General features: G+C 35.3%; 9 protein-coding genes, 1 tRNA gene and 2 pseudogenes. 4 read left to right on the top strand and 8 right to left on the bottom strand.

All coding sequences use genetic code 11. The features are described from left to right. Both IC220_RS01585 and IC220_RS07860 read left to right on the top strand, forming a co-directional pair. Window positions 1-161: pseudogene (locus IC220_RS01585) on the top strand (IS256 family transposase); the annotation flags it as partial. A gap of 29 nt (window positions 162-190) precedes the next feature. Next, window positions 191-307 (top strand): annotated as a pseudogene (locus IC220_RS07860) (IS5/IS1182 family transposase); the annotation flags it as partial. Window positions 308-359: 52 nt separating this feature from the next. Here the strand turns inward: IC220_RS07860 and mutM are convergent. Together mutM and IC220_RS01595 are read right to left on the bottom strand one after the other, a co-directional pair. Then, the gene (gene mutM / locus IC220_RS01590; protein WP_188152855.1) at window positions 360-1,169 is read right to left on the bottom strand and encodes a bifunctional DNA-formamidopyrimidine glycosylase/DNA-(apurinic or apyrimidinic site) lyase; all 810 of its coding nucleotides are present in this window, start codon (window positions 1,167-1,169) and stop codon (window positions 360-362) included. Then, on the bottom strand, window positions 1,135-1,272 hold the full coding sequence (locus tag IC220_RS01595; protein ID WP_188152856.1) for a hypothetical protein: 138 nt from the start codon (window positions 1,270-1,272) through the stop codon (window positions 1,135-1,137). The genes mutM and IC220_RS01595 overlap by 35 nt, the downstream gene beginning before the upstream one ends. 22 nt (window positions 1,273-1,294) lie before the next feature. Here IC220_RS01595 and IC220_RS01600 point away from each other — a divergent pair. Next, window positions 1,295-1,367, top strand: a tRNA-Thr gene (locus IC220_RS01600). A gap of 140 nt (window positions 1,368-1,507) precedes the next feature. Here IC220_RS01600 and IC220_RS01605 read toward each other — a convergent pair. The 3 genes from IC220_RS01605 to IC220_RS01615 all read right to left on the bottom strand — a co-directional run bounded on the left by IC220_RS01605 (window position 1,508) and on the right by IC220_RS01615 (window position 4,392). Further along, window positions 1,508-2,020 carry a hypothetical protein gene (locus IC220_RS01605; protein ID WP_188152857.1) on the bottom strand — a complete coding sequence of 171 codons (513 nt, stop codon included), beginning with the start codon at window positions 2,018-2,020 and terminating at the stop codon, window positions 1,508-1,510. Window positions 2,021-2,541: 521 nt separating this feature from the next. Next, entirely contained in the window at window positions 2,542-3,135 is a 594-nt protein-coding gene (gene recR, locus IC220_RS01610; RefSeq protein WP_188152858.1) for a recombination mediator RecR, read from the bottom strand. 9 nt (window positions 3,136-3,144) lie between these two features. Beyond that, window positions 3,145-4,392, bottom strand: coding sequence for an IscS subfamily cysteine desulfurase (locus IC220_RS01615; protein WP_188152859.1), 1,248 nt, complete (start codon window positions 4,390-4,392; stop codon window positions 3,145-3,147). Between the two features lie 118 nt (window positions 4,393-4,510). Between IC220_RS01615 and mnmA the strand changes: the two genes are divergently transcribed. Next, a complete protein-coding gene (mnmA, locus tag IC220_RS01620) occupies window positions 4,511-5,620 on the top strand; it encodes a tRNA 2-thiouridine(34) synthase MnmA (protein WP_188152860.1) in 1,110 nt (369 codons plus the stop codon). 149 nt (window positions 5,621-5,769) lie between these two features. Here mnmA and IC220_RS01625 read toward each other — a convergent pair whose 3' ends face one another. The 3 genes from IC220_RS01625 to IC220_RS01635 are packed head-to-tail and all read right to left on the bottom strand — an operon-like array spanning window position 5,770 to window position 19,165. Then, window positions 5,770-12,990: an ankyrin repeat domain-containing protein gene (locus tag IC220_RS01625; protein WP_188152861.1), complete on the bottom strand. Its 7,221-nt coding sequence runs from the start codon at window positions 12,988-12,990 to the stop codon at window positions 5,770-5,772. Continuing rightward, on the bottom strand, window positions 12,987-13,814 hold the full coding sequence (locus IC220_RS01630) for a hypothetical protein (protein WP_188152862.1): 828 nt from the start codon (window positions 13,812-13,814) through the stop codon (window positions 12,987-12,989). The genes IC220_RS01625 and IC220_RS01630 overlap by 4 nt, the downstream gene beginning before the upstream one ends. Next, the gene (locus tag IC220_RS01635; RefSeq protein WP_188152863.1) at window positions 13,733-19,165 is read right to left on the bottom strand and encodes an ankyrin repeat domain-containing protein; all 5,433 of its coding nucleotides are present in this window, start codon (window positions 19,163-19,165) and stop codon (window positions 13,733-13,735) included. The genes IC220_RS01630 and IC220_RS01635 overlap by 82 nt, the downstream gene beginning before the upstream one ends. Between the last annotated feature and the right edge of the window lie 90 nt (window positions 19,166-19,255).

Genomic DNA, 19,255 nt, shown 5'->3' on the forward strand with positions numbered 1-19,255 from the left:
CCAAGGGCTCATTTACCAGCATAAATGCCTTGTATAAGTTGGTATATTGTGCTATAAAGAAGGCAGAGGAAAAATGGACGATGCCTGTGCATGATTGGGCAGTAGCCATATCTCAGCTTGACATTTTCTTTCCTGGAAGATTGAAAATTGAGTTGAGCTAAAAATGTGGTTTGACACAGTTTATTTAACACTCCCTTTTTTTGGTAAAATAAAGCATTTTAGGCGGATTTTTTCTCGATTTGACAAAACTGCAACAGTTTTCATGGGCTTTTTGAACTTCGTTGGTACTCTCATATGGCTTGCTTGAATTTTGGTTCACAGAGCCTAGAACGTTTAGCACTACTGTGAAATAAACCAATCTATTTTTGACATATATCACAGAAATAAGTACTGCGGCCATTTTGGCGTATCAATTTAATGGTGTTATTGCAAATTTTGCAAGATTCTTGCATCTTATCATACACGTAAAAATTATTTTGAAAATATCCTATAGAACCTGAAGGTTGTGTGTAGTCTTTTAGTGTCGATCCACCTGCAGTAATTGCATCATGCAGAGTATTTTTTATTTCACCAGCAAGTTTTTCACACTCCGTGTGATTTAAGTCTCCCGCCAACCTTAATGGCGATATGCGAGCTCTAAATAAACTCTCGGAGGCATATATATTCCCTACTCCAACCATTAGCCTATTGTCCATTAACACTGATTTAATATTCGCTTTTTTATTCTTTAGTAATTTTTTGAGATAGCTCCCATTAAATTCATCTGTGAGGGGCTCTATGCCAAGATTATTAAAAAAATTCGTTATTTGTTCTTTATCTAAAGCAATGACTAATCCAAATCTTCTTGGGTCATTAAAAACTACCGAGGTATTATCAGAGAGTGAGAATATTACATGGTCATGCTTATGATTATTGTGTGCATTATATATAAGTTTTCCGCTCATACCAAGGTGCATTATCACAGCTATATCACTGTCTGTGTGCAAAATTAGATACTTACCTCGACGTTTAACATCTTCTATAATTTTATTCTTCAGCAAGCTATCAATATCTTTTGTTACAGGTACACGTAAATCCCAACGATTAACTATTACTTTGCTGATTTGCTTGCTTGTGATTTTATCACGCAAGAAATTACATATTACTTCTACTTCCGGTAGTTCTGGCATTTTGTCTACTCTGCTGCTGTTTTTTTCTTTTTAAGATATTTTGCCTTAAAGCTTTTACTAATCTTTTTTTATCCTCTTCCTTTTCTTTATTTTTATTATTCATTATTATCGTAATATATAAACAGGCCGTTGTAGCTCAGGTGGTAGAGTACGTCATTGGTAATGACGAGGTCCCAAGTTCGAGTCTTGGTAACGGCACACTAATTATACTGATGTGTTGTATATTTTCAATCTCTTGCAAAAAATAAAAAAGTGTATCGATGGCAACCGATACACTCTATACACAAAAGGAAAAAGTGCAAGATTGCACTGTTTTACTTTTGTATATCTATTTTAAATTAGATACTGACATTTTGTGAGTTAACAGGCTCAATTGATAAAGCACTCAGAGAGGAATCTCTTTGCTTTACTTCTGTTTTGTTCGGATTTACTTCTTTTGTTTTACTCGGACCTGCTCTTTCAGTTTGTGACATTAAAATATATTGTTCCTCTTTCCAACTTATAAAGCCTTCTAACTTTTCTATTTTATGTTCAAGTTTCTTGATTTTTGTTTTGTTACTTAAACCTTTAACAAGGTCATTTCCAACACGAATGGTAGTAGGAATAGCACCTCCAACAGCACAAACAGCAGCAGCAACACCACCAATAGCATAACCAGTAGTATGATAACCAACTGCAAAACCACCACCAGCTCCAACAATGGTACCTCCTACAGCACACCCAATAAGACCTTCAGCATATGTAAGATCATTATCATCACCATCTATATCAAGGATTTGAGCAGTCTGAGGAGCAACTAGACCCACAGCAGTACCTCCAACTAGGCCAATAACGGCACCGGGAGCAGCCAAAGCAACACCAGCTGTCTTACCAATTGTGTGTTTATTTACCCATTGACCACCTTTAAACCATGATTTGCTAGCATCACCTAAAGACTTAAAGCGTTTTGAAACAGAATTTCCAAAAGTGCGTGATTCCTGTTTAGATTGCAGCTTTACAATTTTATTTTCGCATTTTTCCTTGCAATTTCTAATAAAATGTAATGAAAAATCAATATGATCATTTTGTATATCAAAATCTTTTTTATTCTTAAGACAAAATTCTCTTATTTTTTGATCAACGTTCTGTTCTGTTCTGTTCTGTGAGGTTTGGTTTTCCCTTCTACACCCTTACCAGATTGTGTTTCATTTTTTACTCGATCTTGTGTTAACATAATTTACCCTTAAAGTTAATATAATAATTAATTTTATAATATTTTTATTAAGAAATCAAGCTATTTTCTAGTTTTAATTGCATTAATATTTTATTTTTAATTTAAAAATGAAAATAGATGAGCACCGCAGAAATTGATTGCCATCAGCTTTAAAAGAGTCTATTTAATACCCTGCCTTGAAGTCAATGCTATCCGCAGTGTTCCTTCATCAAGATAGTCAATTTCTCCGCCCATCGGTATGCCACAAGCAAGGCGAGATATTTTAACATTTAGACCTTTTAGTAATTCAATAATATATTGCACGGTAACTTGACCTTCTAAGGTGGAATTAATGGCAATTATTATTTCTTGAATTTGCAGATCCTTTACTCTTTTATGAATAGTATTAAGATTAAGTTCTTTTGGCCCGACACCATTGATTGCAGATAACCTACCACCTAAAACATGGTACAGACCTGAATATATACTCCCTTTTTCAAAGGCCCATAAATCACCTAATTCTTCTACTATGCACAATAATTTAGAGTCACGTTTTGGGTTGATACAGATAGCACATGGAGATTGCGTATCTAAATTGCCACACATCTCGCATTCTATTATCTGGTGTGCTAACTCTTTCATCAGAGATGCAAGCGGCAGCATAACTTTCTCTTTGTTTTGCAGTAAATGTATCACCACTCTGCGAGATGACGATGGCCCCAGATTTGGTAGTTTAGATAAAATATTAACTAAATTTCTTATATTAGTATTCATTTAAGAAGTCTAATGAGCATCCCACTTGATAGTACTTAAATCTATACCTTCTTGCACCATTTCAAAGAGTGGGCTCATATCACGTAATCTACTAATATTTTTGGTTATAAGCTGTGCAGCATATATAATTTCCTCTTTAGTAGTAAATCTGCCAAGGCCAAATCTGATTGAAGAATGTTCAAGGTCATGGCCGTTATTTAATGCACGGATAACATAAGAAGGTTCAAGAGATGCGGATGTGCAGGCAGAGCCAGAACTTACTGCTAAATCCTTAATTGCCATGATAATTGACTCGCCTTCAACATAAGGAAAGCTAATATTTAAATTACCGGGAATTCTGTTTTCATAATCACCATTTAATACAATATCAGAAAAAGCTTCTTTTATTTCGTGATATAAAATATCTCTGAGTTCTTGTAATCTTGTTGTTTCTTCCGCCATTTCTTCTTTAGCAATCCGTGCCGCTTCGCCGAAACCAACTGCAAGCGGTGTTGGAACTGTTCCAGAACGCATGCCTCTTTCTTGACCACCCCCATTAATCAAGGGTACCAATCTCACACGAGGATTTTTTCTACGTACATATAGTGCACCTATTCCCATAGGTCCATAAATTTTATGACTAGAAAGACTCATCAAATCAATATTCATTTCGTTTACATCTACTGGAATTTTTCCAAACGCTTGCGCCACATCAGTGTGAAAGAATACATTGTGTTTTCTGCATATTTCACCAATTTCCTTCATAGGTTGGATTATCCCTATTTCATTATTTACCATCATTACTGAAACTAAAATTGTCTTGTCAGTAATTTCTGCTTCAAGTTTTGATAAATCTATCATTCCATTTTGTTTTACAGGTAGATATGTAACTTTAAACCCTTCATCTTCTAAGTGCCTACAGGAATCCAAAACGCATTTATGCTCAGTGCAGACAGTAACTATATGGTTACCTTTATTCTTATAAAAGTGAGCAACCCCTTTAATTGCCAGGTTATTTGACTCAGTTGCACCTGAAGTAAAAACTATTTCTTTACTATCTGCACCAACTAAATTGGCGATATACTTCCTCGCTTTTTCCACTGCTTCTTCAGCACTCCAACCAAACGAGTGACTACGAGAATGCGCATTACCGAATTCACTGAAATAAGGAATCATTATATCCAATACGCGAGGGTCTACCTTGGTAGTAGATTGATAATCAAGAAAGATCGGTAATTTTATCTTAGTGTTTAACTTTTTTTTATTATCGGAACTCATAAATATAAACTACTACTTGAAATTAATTTAAACATAAAAATTGAGGTAAGTATAGTTTATTTATACGTTTCTAAGAGGTCTATTATCCTGTACAATATGTATTTATATTAAGATCACCGTGTTAGAAAAGTTCAAAATCGAATTTTTATTAAAAGATAAAGTTCCCGCTCAAACCAAGGTTGTTGTTGCCATGTCAGGAGGAGTTGATAGCTCTGTTGCTGCAGCTTTACTACATAACCTCGGATATCAAGTAATAGGTGTAACTCTTCAACTATATAGTGGTAGCAGCGCAAAAAAAGGTGCATGCTGTGCTGGACAAGATATTTATGATGCTAAGCGCGTCGCTGAAAGTGTCGGGTTTCCTCATTATATTTTAAATTACGAAGAAGTATTTAAAAAGGAGGTAATAGAAGACTTTGTGAATACTTACATGCATGGAGAAACTCCTATACCTTGTGTCAGATGTAACCAAACGGTAAAATTCCGTGATTTATTGCAAGTGACAAAAAATCTTGGTGCAGACGTATTAGTCACTGGGCACTATGTGAGAAGATTAGAAGAAAATGGTAAAGTCAGATTATGCACAGGTATTGATAAAAGCAAAGATCAAAGTTATTTTCTATTTTCAACCACTGCGGAGCAATTAAAATTTCTTCGCTTTCCTTTAGGGGAATTTCATAAAAGCAGCGTGAGAGAGCTTGCAAAGTATTTTAACTTAAAAATCGCTGAAAAACCAGACAGTCAAGATATATGTTTTGTTTCTGAAAATTATAGTAAAACAATAACTAAGCTAGCCCCACAATCTGTGCGCAAAGGTAAAATAGTGAACATGAATAGAGAAATTCTTGGAGAACACAATGGCATTATAAATTTTACTGTTGGACAAAGAAAAGGCCTTGGTATTGCCAACGGGGAACCTCTTTATGTCGTAAAAATCAATGCAAAAGATAATGAAGTAGTGGTTGGTCCCATAAATATGTTAATGCAAAAAAAAATATTTATAAAAGAGTTAAATTGGCTAGAACAACCACAGGAAGGCCAAGAAGTAACTGTGAAACTCAGATCATCACATACAGGAAGTTTAGCAACAATACATTCCACTGAAGAAAAAAATAAAGCCTGTGTTATTTTAAATAATGATTATTTTGGAATCAGTCCAGGTCAAGCTTGTGTAGCATATAAAGGTGAGCAGGTCATTGGCGGTGGATGGATATTAGATAATCTATAGTAAAACCCTCCGAGCATAATTTCATTATGCAAAACAATAGACCTCTTGCGAAACTTAATTTCTGATAGCAATTTTATTGTCGATACGCTTCTCAACTGCGGTGCTCTTCTCCTCTTACCATAAATCGGTTTCGAATGCTGACGAGCTTCTTACATAGCTGTAGAAAGCAATTCATAGATCAGGTGGTGAGCTGTCATATTACTTAAACAAGTTTGTGGTTTAGCTTCTGTTGCATACAAGTGGAGTATATCTGGAATTTTGCCGCAATTATCACTCCTGATAGCTTGATATATTTCTAACTGCATTTCAGCAAGGTTTATTGACTCACCGGCCTGTATGCCATACTCATCTCTTATCCGTTCTTCAAACTTTTCTGTAATATTTAGTGCATAGCTTTGTGCTTCAGCTTGTGCTTCAGCTTCTAGCAAGGACACAGATTGTGCTGCTGTAGAAACAAATTTTTGACCCGTAACCTTCCTTATCAGTATATCAAGTAACATTATTGCACCATTAATATTAATGCTTTTCACTAATTGCAATATCTGTGATGTTACTCTACCTGCACTACTTGTTACATATTGATCTTCCACTCTAGGACTAGCATAATGTTCAGCGCTACGGATAGCACCTTTTGACTCAAGATAGAGAGTTAACTCTACTCTTTGTGAATCAACCAAAGATAAAGGTGTCTTGCCATAATCATCTTTTAGATTAAAATCAGCTTCTTTAGTATCAATAAGATATTTAACGATGTCCAAGTGACCATTTTCAGTAGCCAAATGTAAAGGTGTTCTGCCATCATTGTCTTTAAGATTAAAATCAGTTCCTTTGACACCAATGAGGTATTTCACTATATCCAAGTTACTGAAGTAAGCAGCCAAATGTAAAGGTGTCCTGCCATCGTTGTCTTTAGAATAAAAATTGGCTCCTTGCCCTATAAGGTATTTAACAATATTTAAGTTATCATTTTCAGCGGCCAAGTGTAAAGGTGTCTTGCCATCGTTATTCTTAGTATTAAAATCAATTCCTTTCTCTATTAGGTATGTCACTATATCCAGATTACCATTTTTAGCGGCATAGTGTAGAAGAGTACTACCATCATTGGCTTTTACATTAAAATCAGTGCCTTTCTCATCAATAAAGTATTTCACCACATCTAGTGTACCATAGTAATAAGCAGTCCAGTGTAAAGGTGTTCTGCCATAATTGTCCTTGAGAGTAAAATCAGCCTTTTTAGTATCAATAAGGTATTTAACAATATCTAAGTTATCATTTTCAGCAGCCAAGTGTAAAGGAGTTCTACCATACTTGTCCTTAAGATTAAAATCGGCTTCTTTAGTATCAATAAGGTATTTTACTATGCCAAACTTACCAGAATGAGCAGCTAAATGTAAAGGAGTCCTGCCATTATTGTCCTTAAGGTTAAAATTAGCTTCTTTGATATCAATAAGGTATTTTACTACATCAAATTCACCGGCATAAGCAGCAAAATGTAAAGGAGTCCTATTGTCATTATCCTGACGATTAAAATCAGCACCCTTTTCATCAATAAGGTATTTTACTACATCTAATTTACCGGAATAAGCAGTCCAATGTAAGGGAGATCTGCCGTCATTGTCTTGCACCTGAAAATCAGCTCCTTTAGTATCAATAAGATACTTCACAGTATTTAAGTAGCCGCTTTCAGCAGCCAAGTGCAAAGGAGTTCTACCATCGTTGTCTTTAAGAGTAAAATCAGCACCTTTAGTATCAATAAGGTATTTCACTGTATCTAATTTACCAGAAAAAGCAGCCCAATGTAAGGCAGTCTTACCGTAATTATCTTTAAGAGTAAAATCAGCACCTTTAGTATCAATGAAGTATTTGACAATATCCAAGTTACCATTTTTAGCAGCCCAGTGTAAGGAAGTTCCACCATCGTTGTCTTTAAGAGTGAAATCAACCCCTTTAGTATCAATAAGGTATTTCACCACATCTAAGTGATTATTTATAACAGCCCAGTGTAAAGCACTCCTATCTTTAATATCTAAGCTAACCCCTTGACTAATATAACTTTTAACCAAATTAAGATCACCTTGCCTTACAGCGTTAATTAAGTCAAGTTGTGGTAGTTGTTTTAAAAAGCTTTTTACCTGAATTGAAGTAGCTAAGTCTAAAGGAGTATTGCTATTACTGGTTTTAGCATTAATATTGGCCCCTTTATCAATAAGAAATTTAACAGTATCTAAATTACCTTGCGATGCGGCATAGTGCAGAGGTGTCCAGCCATTTCTGTCAATACTGTTAATATAAGCATTATTGTGAAGTAAAAACTCAATAACATTTTTATGGCCACCTTGAGCAGCAGCATGAATAGGTTTCTTGCGGTCGATGTTAGTACTTATAGCACTAACATTAGCACCCTTATTAACAAGAAATTTAACAATTTTTAAGTGACCTTTCCATGCAGCATAGTGTAGTGGCATCCAACCATTTTCATCAATACTATTAACACTAGCACCTTTGTTGAGTAAAAATTCTACGATACTTTTATGACCTTCCTTAACAGCAACATGTATTAATTTATTACAATCAATAATAGTAATATTAGCACCTCTACTGATAAGAAATTTAACAGTGCTTAATCTACCTTGCAATGCAGCATAGTGCAGAGGTGTACCGCCATTGTGATCGACATCATTAACATTAGCACCTTTACTGAGTAAAAGTTCTATAATATTTTTACGGCCATATTGAGCAGCAATATGTATCGGTCTACTCTGATCGGGAGCAGTACTCACAGCATTAACATCGGCACCTTTGCTAATAAGAAATTTAGCAGAGCTTAAGTGACCTTGCAGTGCAGCATAGTACAGAGGAGTCCAGCCATCTTGATCAACATCGTCAACACTAGCACCTTTGCTGAGCAAAAGATCTATTACATTTTTATGATCATATTGAGCAGCAACATGTATCGGCTTTTTACGATTAGCAGAATTATCCATAGCGTTAATATTGGCACCTTTATCAATAAGTAGTTTAGCAGTTGTTAAGTATCCTCTCGATGCAGCATAATGCAGAGGTGTCCAACCATTTTTATCAATATCATTAACATAAACGCCTGTGCTGAGTAAAAACTCAATAATATCTTCATGATCACCCTGAACCGCAACATGAATAGGTTTACTATGATTAGTACTGATAGCATTAATATTAGCACTTTCGTCAACAAGAAACCTGACAACGTTTAAGTGACCGTGCCGTGCAGCAAAATGTAAAGGAGTACAGCCATTTTTATCAACATCATTGACACCGACTCCATTATTGAGTAAAAATTCTATGATATCTTTATGACCTGCTTTAGCAGCAACATGTATTGGTTGGCCATAATTGGCAGTGGTACTTGCAGTGTTAATATGAGCACCTTTACTAACAAGGAACTTAACAATGCCTAGGTGACCTTGCCGTGCAGCATAATGCATAGGAGTCCAGCCATTGCCAGTGGAAATGTCATGAACACTAACACCTTTATTGAGTAAAAAATCTATCACATTTTTATTGCCATATTGAGTAGCAACATGTATTGGCTTTTTACGATCGGTAGTAGTATCTACAGCATTGATATTAGCACCTTTTTCCGTAAGATACTTGACTACATCTAATTTACCACTGTAGGCAGCAAAGTATAGTGGAGTCCAGTGATAGCTGCCTTGAAGGTTCACATCAAGATGTTTTTCTTCTATAAAATATTTTACTACATTTAGAGCACCTTTTTCTGCAGCTCTGTGAAGAGGTGTGTAACCATATTTATCAGTTTTACGTAAGTCAGCACCTCTACTTATAAGGTATTTTACTATGTCTAGATTACCACTATAAGCAGCTGTATGAAGAGGAGTATAGCCATATTTGTCAGTGTCATATAAGTCAGCACCTCTGTCCATAAGGTATTCTACAATATCTAAATGATCATTCATAGCAGCCAAGTGCAAAGAAGTCAGACCATCACTGGTCTTTACATGAAAATCAGCTTCCTCCTCATGAATAAAGTATTTAACTGCATCTAATTGACCATTAGCAACAGCCAAATGTAAAGGAGTACAGCCATCACTACCAAGAAGTCTAAAATAAGCACCCATTTCTATTAGGTATTTCGTTATGTCCAAAGAAGTAGAAAAATATATAGGGGTATCACCACGTTTATTGGAAGTATTAGGGTGAATCCCTTTTTCTACGAAATATTGCACTATATCCAGGTGACCATTCCAAACAGCAAAGTGTAAAAGAGAATTGCCATAATTGTTCATAGCTCTGAAATCAGCTTCTTTTTGAACAAAATATTTCACCAGATTCAAGTAGCCTCTTGCAGTAGCTAGAAATAAAGGAGTATTACCGTAATTGTCAGTAGCACTTATATCTGCACCTTTTCTTATCAGATATCTTATTACCTCTAAATCGCTGTTTAACACTGCTAAATGTAGGGCTGTGTTGCCGTTATTATCACTTTGATTAAGCGAGGAATCCTTGCCGTCTATGAAATACCTGATTATATCTGCATTGCCACTTAAAACAGCAAAGAGAAAGGGTGTATAACCATTATTGTTCTCTGTATTTAAGTCTACTTGCTGTTGATCGATAAAGTATCTAACTATATCTACATGACCTTGTAAAGCAGCAATATGTACGGGAAGATTGCCATATTTATCTCGTTTATGCGAGTTAAAGTGTCTTTCATCTACAAGATACTTGACTATATTTAAATGACCACCATAAGCAGCCCAGTGCAGTACATCACCTTGTCCAGCACCTTTATCTGCAAGAAACTCAACTATCTCAAAATAGTCACGACTCGCTGCAAAATCTATAGGGCTCATACCGTTCTTATTTCTGCTGTTAATGTCAACCCCTTTGTTATTAACAAGAAATTGTACAATACATAATGCACCATTGTAAGCAGCAAGACCTAAAGGGGTGTATCCATCTTTTTGCTCTGCATATAGGTTAGCACCTTTTTCAGCAAGACGTTTTACTACATTTAAATCACCGCTTTCAACAGCAAAATGAAGAGGTGTATAACCATATTCATCTACACCCTCAATTAATGCACCTTTATCTAGTAGCTCTGAGACAACATTACCCTGCCCACTTGATGCTGCAAGATGCAGCGGAGTTAAGTCATCTTTTCCTTTTATATTTACTTCAGTGCTGTTGGTTGATAATAACTCCAGGGCAACATTTTCTCTTTTAAATTCGATGGCTAAGTGCAGTGGAGTCCAACCGTCTGATGATTGTTCATTAACATTAGCTTTATCATGTTCTATTATCCGTTCAGCTACTTCTAGATTACCAGTCAAAGATGCAAAATGCAGAGCTGTTAAACCTCTTTTAGTTTTAGCATTAACATTAAGTCTGTCTCCTGCTAACGCTAACAAAACTTCAACGGCATCACTATGTCCACCGATTGTTGCTAGATGTAGAGGAGTAAACCCTTCTTTAGATTGTGCATTAATGTCAATTATACTATCTCGCAATAAGGCAATAATGACATTGCTTTTATCAAAAGAAGCAGCAGTATGTAAAGGAGTATAACCTTCTTGGTCTTGTGCATTAACATCAGTACCTTGAACCTTCATTAAATTGCTTGCAGTATTTGCGTGACCATTTTCAGCAGCAATATGCAAAGCTGTCTCTCCTAAATTGGTTTTTGCGTTGACAGTTGCACCATTACCTGTCAAGTATCTGATAAAACTTCCATGTCCAGCTTCAGCAGCTACATGAATGGGAGCATAATCGTCTACATCTCTGGCATTAACGCTAGCACCTTTACTCCTTAAGAGTGATACGATATAAGAACTACCACTTTCTGCAGCAGCATGAATTGCCTGTCTACCATTTTCATATCTAGCATGAACATTAGCCCAATTTGCAAGCAAAATTTCTACTTTATATGCAGCTACATCTTCATTCGGCTCCAAACTAGCATTATAAAGATCTTTATCAATATCTCTAAAATCTTTCTGTTCGCTATTGTCAACAATGCCCACTAGTTCTGGTGTATCGTTATCAAATTTTCTAAAGACAATACGAGTTCTTCTTTGTGGATCAGTGCCGATATAAAGCGATGGGTTTGCCTTTCTGCGTATTGTATATGGCATTGACCATTCACCAATTGGAGAATAAGTACCATTATTATGAAATTGTACTGCATAACTAACTTTTCTTCTATCTTCCCAATTTCCAATAGGGGTATTTATCAGTGAATCAGCAAAGTTGTATTTGATTTTCTCTGTTGGTTTTTCGTGAGATAAGTGATTCATCGTAGCAAGCTTGGATTTTACTGAGTTTAAACTACTGATTCCCTCTAAGGTAAAGTTCACTATATCTTCTCTTTCGTCTTTAATGAAATCACACGATTTAACTTCATGTAATACATTAATTACTCCATCAATTAAACCATCAGCACCGGCTAATGAATTCTTGAAGTCATGCAAAATTGTTGAAATCAAATAAAAGTAATGATTATATTTCTCTAAATCATTCTGTTGATAATGCACATCAGCAAGGTAACTATATTCTTCAAGCACAAAGAACATTACAGAAATGTAAATTTCAGTGCCTAAATACAATAGACCAAGTGCAGTAAATGCTATTTTATCATCGGAATTTTTCGGAATAGCAAATTTTTGATCAATAATATTATACAAAGATGTATGCAAGCTTCCTGATTGTGGCATGCGAGAGTTTTGTAGGCGATGTAAAGTGCTATTTATTTCTTCAAGCTTAGTAATATATTGGTCATGAGTTAAATTTTTTATAGCATCTTTTTCCTGTACAAAATACTTAATGAAAGTAACTAATTCCGCAGTTACTTCCTCTATTTTTGTGTGCTTTACAAAATCAATAACCTCTTTAAATTCCCTTTCCCTCACATTCGTATGGCTACGTTCTAATATCTTAAACCTTACCTCAAGATTTCTATCTACTTTATTTTTTATATTTCTAATAGCATTATAATTTCTATCTACTGTAGTTTCTCCTATCGCGATAGTTCTATCTAACTTATTATTATTAATAATCATCAGCATGTTCGTAAGAAAGCCAGTATTAGTAAGTAGTAGCGCGTGATTAGCTAATTGATCGCCAGTTAAGTGATTACTAAAAAGAAGGTCATGATTTTTATCGATAGTCCAATAACTTTCAGTTAATTTCTTAGAGAGATCATTATGTATAATATACTTCTCCACTCCTTCTAAAGATAGTGTTGCTTTATTTCTACTGATTAACCCAAGAAGTTTCTTCAATGGTTCGGTAAGACTATACTTATCAAGATTCTTAAATTTATCTACAGCCAAAACGCCACACGCCATTCTCTTGGGATGATGATCACTTTTCATATTTTATACTCTGCACAAAGTAGATTTTTTACCGTCACGTTATTTAAACAAGTTTGTGGGTCAGCTTCTATCATAGACGTTGCATACAAAAGGAGTATATCCGGAACCCTGCTACCATTACCATACCATACATCTTGATATATTCTTGACTGCATTTCAGCGAGGTCTACTAGCTCGGCTGCTGGAATATTGCAGGATTTACTTATTACTTTTTCAAATTCCTCTGTAATATTTAACGCATTAGCTTGTGCTTCAGCTTTTAGTAAGGACTCAGATTGCTCTGTTGTAGAAACATACTTTTGACCTGTAACCTTCCTTATCAGTACATCAAGTAACATTATTGCACCATTGACATCAACGCTCCGTATGGATGCTTCTGTAGTCGTACTTACTGCTGTGATAAAACCATATATTCCTTCATACATTCCTTGGGTAATACTTCTCACTAATTGAAATATCCATGGTGTTGCTCTGCCTGCTCCACTTGTCACATCCATAGCAAAAAGATGATTATGAACTTTATCAGTCTCTATATTTAATTCCACACTCTCTAAACTCTCCAAATTTTCTGCATCCGCTTGTGTTGCTAATGTTTGATCAACTGCTAGACCTGCTGCATTTTCAGTAGTAGTAGAATTACCTGCAGTACTTACAACACCATGACGACTACGAATGTCGTAGCTGCCACCCTTTGATTTAAGATAAGAGGCTACTGCATTATGGCCACTATCCTCTGCTAGCTTTAGCGGAGTGGGACCCCATTTCTCGTCACAAAAAATTGGACAGTCTGCATCATGCCAATAATAGTGCTCATTAACTGACATTTTTTTTCTTCAATAAAGTATTTAACAACGCTTAAACTACCTTGCTGAGCAGCTTTATGAAGAGGAGTATGGTCATATACATCGAGAGCATATACATTTGCACCCTTATCAATAAGATATTTTACTAGATCTAACTTGCCATTGTAAGCAGCCCAGTGCAGTGGAGTCCAGTGATAACCACCATCGGCACCCTCGAGGTTCACGTCGAGATGTTTTTCTTCTATAAAATATTTTACTGCATTTAATGCATTCTCTTCTACAGCTCTATGAAAAGGAGTGTAACCATATTTGTCAATAACGTGTAAGTTAGCACCTTTATCTATAAGGTATTTTACTACATCTAATCTGCTGTTACAGGCAGCAAAGTACAGTGGTGTCCAGTGATAACCACCATCAGTACCTTTAAAATCCGCATTGACATGCTCTTCTTCTATAAAATATTTTACTATATCTAAAGCACCTACTGCTGCAGCAGTATGAAGAGGAGTGTAACCATGTTTCTCAGTAGCATGTAAGTTGGCACCTCTTTCTATAAGGTATTTCACTACATCTAAGTCACCAGAATAAGCAGCCCAATGTAAAGGAGTACGACTATTCTCATCTTTAGCATCTAAACTAACTCCTTTACTAACATACTCTTTGACTAAATTAAAATTACCTTGCTTTGCAGCATTGATCAGGTTGTGCTGTAATAGTTGTGTTAAAAAGTTTTTTACTTGAATTGAAGTAGCTAAGTCTAAAGGAGTATCACCACTGTTGGATTTAATATTAAAATCAGCTCCTTTCTCTATAAGATATTTCACCACATCTAATTTGCTAGAAGAAGCAGCCCAATGTAAAGGAGTAGTGCCGCTATGGGCTTTTGCATTAAAATCGGCTCCTTGTTCTATAAGGTATTTCACTATATCCAATTTGCCAGAAGATGCAGCCCAGTGTAAAGGAATAGTGCCATCATCGGCTTTAATATTAAAATCAGCTCCTTTTTCCATAAGGTATTTCACCACATCCAATTTACTCAAAGAAGCAGCCCAGTGTAAAGGAGTCCAACCATAATTGTCTTTAAGGGTAAAATCAGCTCCTTTCTCTATGAGGCATTTCACTACATTCAAGTTGTAAAGAGAAGCAGCCCAGTGCAAAGGAGTCCGACCATAGTTGTCTTTAAGAGTAAAATCAGCGCCTTTTTCTATAAAGTATTGTACTAAATCCAAGTTGCCGGAAGCAGCTGCAAAGTGTAAAGGAGTTCTGCCATCCTTGGCTTTAAAATAGAAGTCAGCTCTTTTAGTATCAATAAGATATTTTACAATATCTAAATGACCATTATTAGCAGCCAAGTGTAAAGGAGTTCTGCCATAACTGTCTTTAAGGTTAAAACTAGCCCCTTTTTCTATGAGGTATTTTATTACATCCAATTTCCCAGAAAAAGCAGCCCAGTGTAAAGGAGTCATGCCATTATGGGCCTTAATGTTAAATTCAGCCTCTTTAGTATCAACAAGATATTTTACTAAATCCAAGCTACCTGAAGAAGCAGCAAAATGTAAAGGAACCCTGCCATCGCTGTCTTTAAGAGTAAAATTAGCTCCTTTTTCTGCAAGATATTTCACTAAATCTAAATTACCAGAAGCAGCAGCAAAATGTAAAGTGGTTCTGTCATCGTTGGTTTTTAGATTAGGATCAATCCATTTTATATCAATCAGATATTTGACGACGTCTAAGTGACCATTTTCAGCAGCCTTATGTAAAGGAGCCATGCCATCAGTATTTTTAAGATTAAAATCAACTCCTTTAGTATCAATAAGGTATTTCACTAAATCCAAGTTGCCGGAAGAAGCAGCAAAGTATAACGTAGTCCGATCATCTTTGGATTTTAGGTTATGATCAGCTTTCTTAGTATTAATCAGATATTTGACGATGTCTAAGTGACCATTTTCAGCAGCCCTGTGTAGAGGAGTTTTACCGTAATTGTCTCTAAGATTAAGATAAGCCCATTTAATATCAATCAAATATTTGACGATGTCTAAGTGACCATTTTCAGCAGCCCAGTGTAAAGGAGTCATGCCATCATTATTCTTTAGATTAAAATCAGCCCCTTTAGTATCAATAAGGTACTTTACTACATCCAATTTGCCGGAAGCAGCAGCTAAATGTAAAGGAGTATCACCATTTTTATTAGTGGAGTTGAAATCAGCCATTCTTTCTGTAAAATATTTTACTACATTCAGATAACCATTTAAAATCGCAAAGTGCAGAGGAGAGTTGCCATAATTATTGGTAGTGCTGAAGTCCGCTCCTTTTTGCATTAGATATTTGACCATATCTAAGTGATTATCTCTCGAAGTGGCTAGAAATAGAGGGGTATTGCCGTCATTATCAGCAACATTCACGTTTGCACCCTTTCTTATCAAGTACTTTATCATACCTAAATTGCTACCTAAAACTGCTAAGTGTAGTGCTGTGTTACCATTATTGTCACTCTGGTTAGCAAAATTAATACTCTTTTTTTCAATGAAATACTTGACCATATCTAAATTGCTACTCAAAACAGCTAAGAGAAAAGGAGTGTGCCCATTATTATTTTCTATGTCTAAATTGACTTGCGTATGATTTATAAAGTACCTCACTATGTTAAAATGACCTCGTAAAGCAGCTATATGTAATGGAACATTGCCGTATTTATCTCTTTTATTTAAATCAAAGTGTTTTTCATTTATAAGGTACTTAACTATATTCAAATGACCACCATGGGTAGCCCAATGTAGTGCAAATCCTTGTTCAGCACCTTTATCGATAAGAAACTCAACTATATTAAAATAGCCTTTATGAGCTGCAAAATCTATAGGGGTCATCCCATTCTTATTTTTGGTATTAATCTCAACCCTTTTGTTATTGACTAAAAATTGTACAATATCTAACTTGCCATAAAAAACAGCGAGATCTAAAGGAGAATACCCATCTTTTCGCTTTGCATATAGATCAGCACCCTTTGCAACAAGACGTTTCACTATCTCTAAATCACCACTCTCAACAGCGAAGTGAAGAGGTGTATACCCGTGTTTGTCTACATCTTCAACTGATGCACCTTTATCTAACAATTTTGATACAATACTATCTTGTCCATTTAATGCGGCAAGGTGTAATGGAGTGATATCATCTTTCCCTTTGATATTTACTTTGATGCTCTGAGTCGCTAATAATTCCATAGCGGCATCTTCCTTTTTAGATTCGATAGCTGAATGTAATGGCACCCAGCCATCAAGTGATTTTTCGTTAATATTAATCCCATTATATTTAATTATGGATTTAGCAATGGCTGGATTACCAAGCAAAGATACAAAATGTAAAGCTGTTAACCCACCTTTAGTTTTAGCATTTACATTGACTCCATCACTGATCAATAAAATTTCAACAGCATCTTTATGCCCACCAATTACTGCTAAGTGCAGAGAAGTTAACCCTACTTCAGATTGTGCATTAATATCAGTCCTATCATCTTGAGATAATAGATTAATAGTACTAGAGCTACCAAAGAAAGCAGCAGTCTGTAGAGGAGTATAACCTCTTTGGTCTTTTGCATTAATGTCAATGCCTTCAACCTGCATTAAGTTGATCACAGCATCTATATGACCTTTTTCAGCAGCAATATGCAAAGCTGTTTCTCCTAAATTGGTTTTTGCATTGACGTCTGCACCATTACCTACTAAGTACTTAATAAAACTTCCATGTCCAACTTCAGCAGCTATGTGAAGGGGAGTACAACCGTTGATGTCTTTTGCATTAATATCAGCACCTTTACTCTTTAAAGTTGCCGTGACATAAGGGTTGCCAATTATCGCAGCAGCATGAATTACCTGTCTCTCTCTTTCATATCTAGCATCAACATTTGCTCCATTGCCAAGAAAAATCTCCATTTCATCTATGGCTACCTCTTCATTTGGCTCTAAAACAGCATTATATAAACCTCTACTAGTATCTATAAAATCTCTCTGTTCACTATCTTCGACAATACCAACCAGTTCTGGTTTATCGTTATCAAACTTTCTAAAGATGAGACGAGTTCTTCCTTGTGGATCAGTTCCGATATGAAGTGATGGGTTTGCTTTTCCGCGTATTGCATATGGTATAGACCATTCACCAACTGGATAGTAAGTGCCGTAACTTTGAAATTGTATTGCATAACTGACTTTTTTTCTATTTTCCCACTTGCCAACAGGTGTATCCACGTGCGAGTCAAAAAAATTATACTTTATTCTTTCTGTTGGTATTTCTTGAGATAAATTGTTATTTATTGCAGCAAATTTAGATTTTATTAAATTTAAACTATCTATTCTTTCTGATGCAAATTTTACTATATCTTCTCTTTCATCTTGAATAAAATCGTATAATTTAACTTCATTTAATACATCAATTACTTTATTGATTAACCCATTACTACTAGCTAATAAGTTTTTAAAATCAGTAAAAGTTGTTGAAATTAAAAAAAGGTAGTGATTGTATTTCTCTAAATCATTCTGTTGATAATGGAAATTAGCAAGGTAGCTATATTCCTCAAGTGAAAAGTGCATTGCAGAAATATAAATTGCAGTTCCAGAACATAACAAACCAAGTGCAGTAAACGCTACCTTGTCGTGAGAGTTTTCTGGGATAGCAAACCTTTGATTAATTATATTATGCAAAAGTGTATGCAAACTTCCTGATTGTGGTGCTCTGGAATTCTGCAGGTGACATAAAATGTCATTTACTTTATCAAGTTTAGTGACGTATTGGTCATGAGTTAAATACCTTATAGCATCTTTTTCTTGTATAAAATATTTCATAAAAGTGATTAATTCTGAAGTTACTCCCTCTATTCTGGTTTGCCTGACAAAATCAACAACATCTGTAAACGCTTTTTCCATTGTGTTGCTAAGGTTACGTTCTGATATCTTAAATCTTGCTAACATTACCTCGAGATTTCTATCTACTTTATTTTTTACCCTTCTAATGGTCTCATAGTTTTTATTGACCTTTGCTTCCACTTTTAAAATAGCTTCATCCGTCTTACTATTGATAACCATAAGAATAAAAGCAATGTCCAAAAAGAAACCAGTATTTTTTGGTAGTAGACCTCGATTATTTAAAAGTAGACTTTGATTACCTAAAAGAAGGTTATGGCTCCCATCCATAATCTGATGATTTTCAATAAAATTTCTAGCAGGAGCATGATCCATAACATACCCTTCTATTTTTTCTAAAGGTTTGTCTTCAAAGAGCCTCTGCAATGGCTCGAAAATTGTATCAAAATTATGCTTACCAAAATCTACAACATTGTTATAGACATTGGGCATAGCTGTATTATTAGTTGATTGTAAACCCATATTATCCCCTAAGTCTCACTACTTAAATGATGTCAAATATGGCTTCACTTGTAACATAGATATTTTTAGTGTCAACAGTTTTTTTAGATA

Origin of the sequence: Wolbachia endosymbiont of Pentalonia nigronervosa (assembly GCF_014534705.1) — a bacterium.
Classification (GTDB): domain Bacteria; phylum Pseudomonadota; class Alphaproteobacteria; order Rickettsiales; family Anaplasmataceae; genus Wolbachia.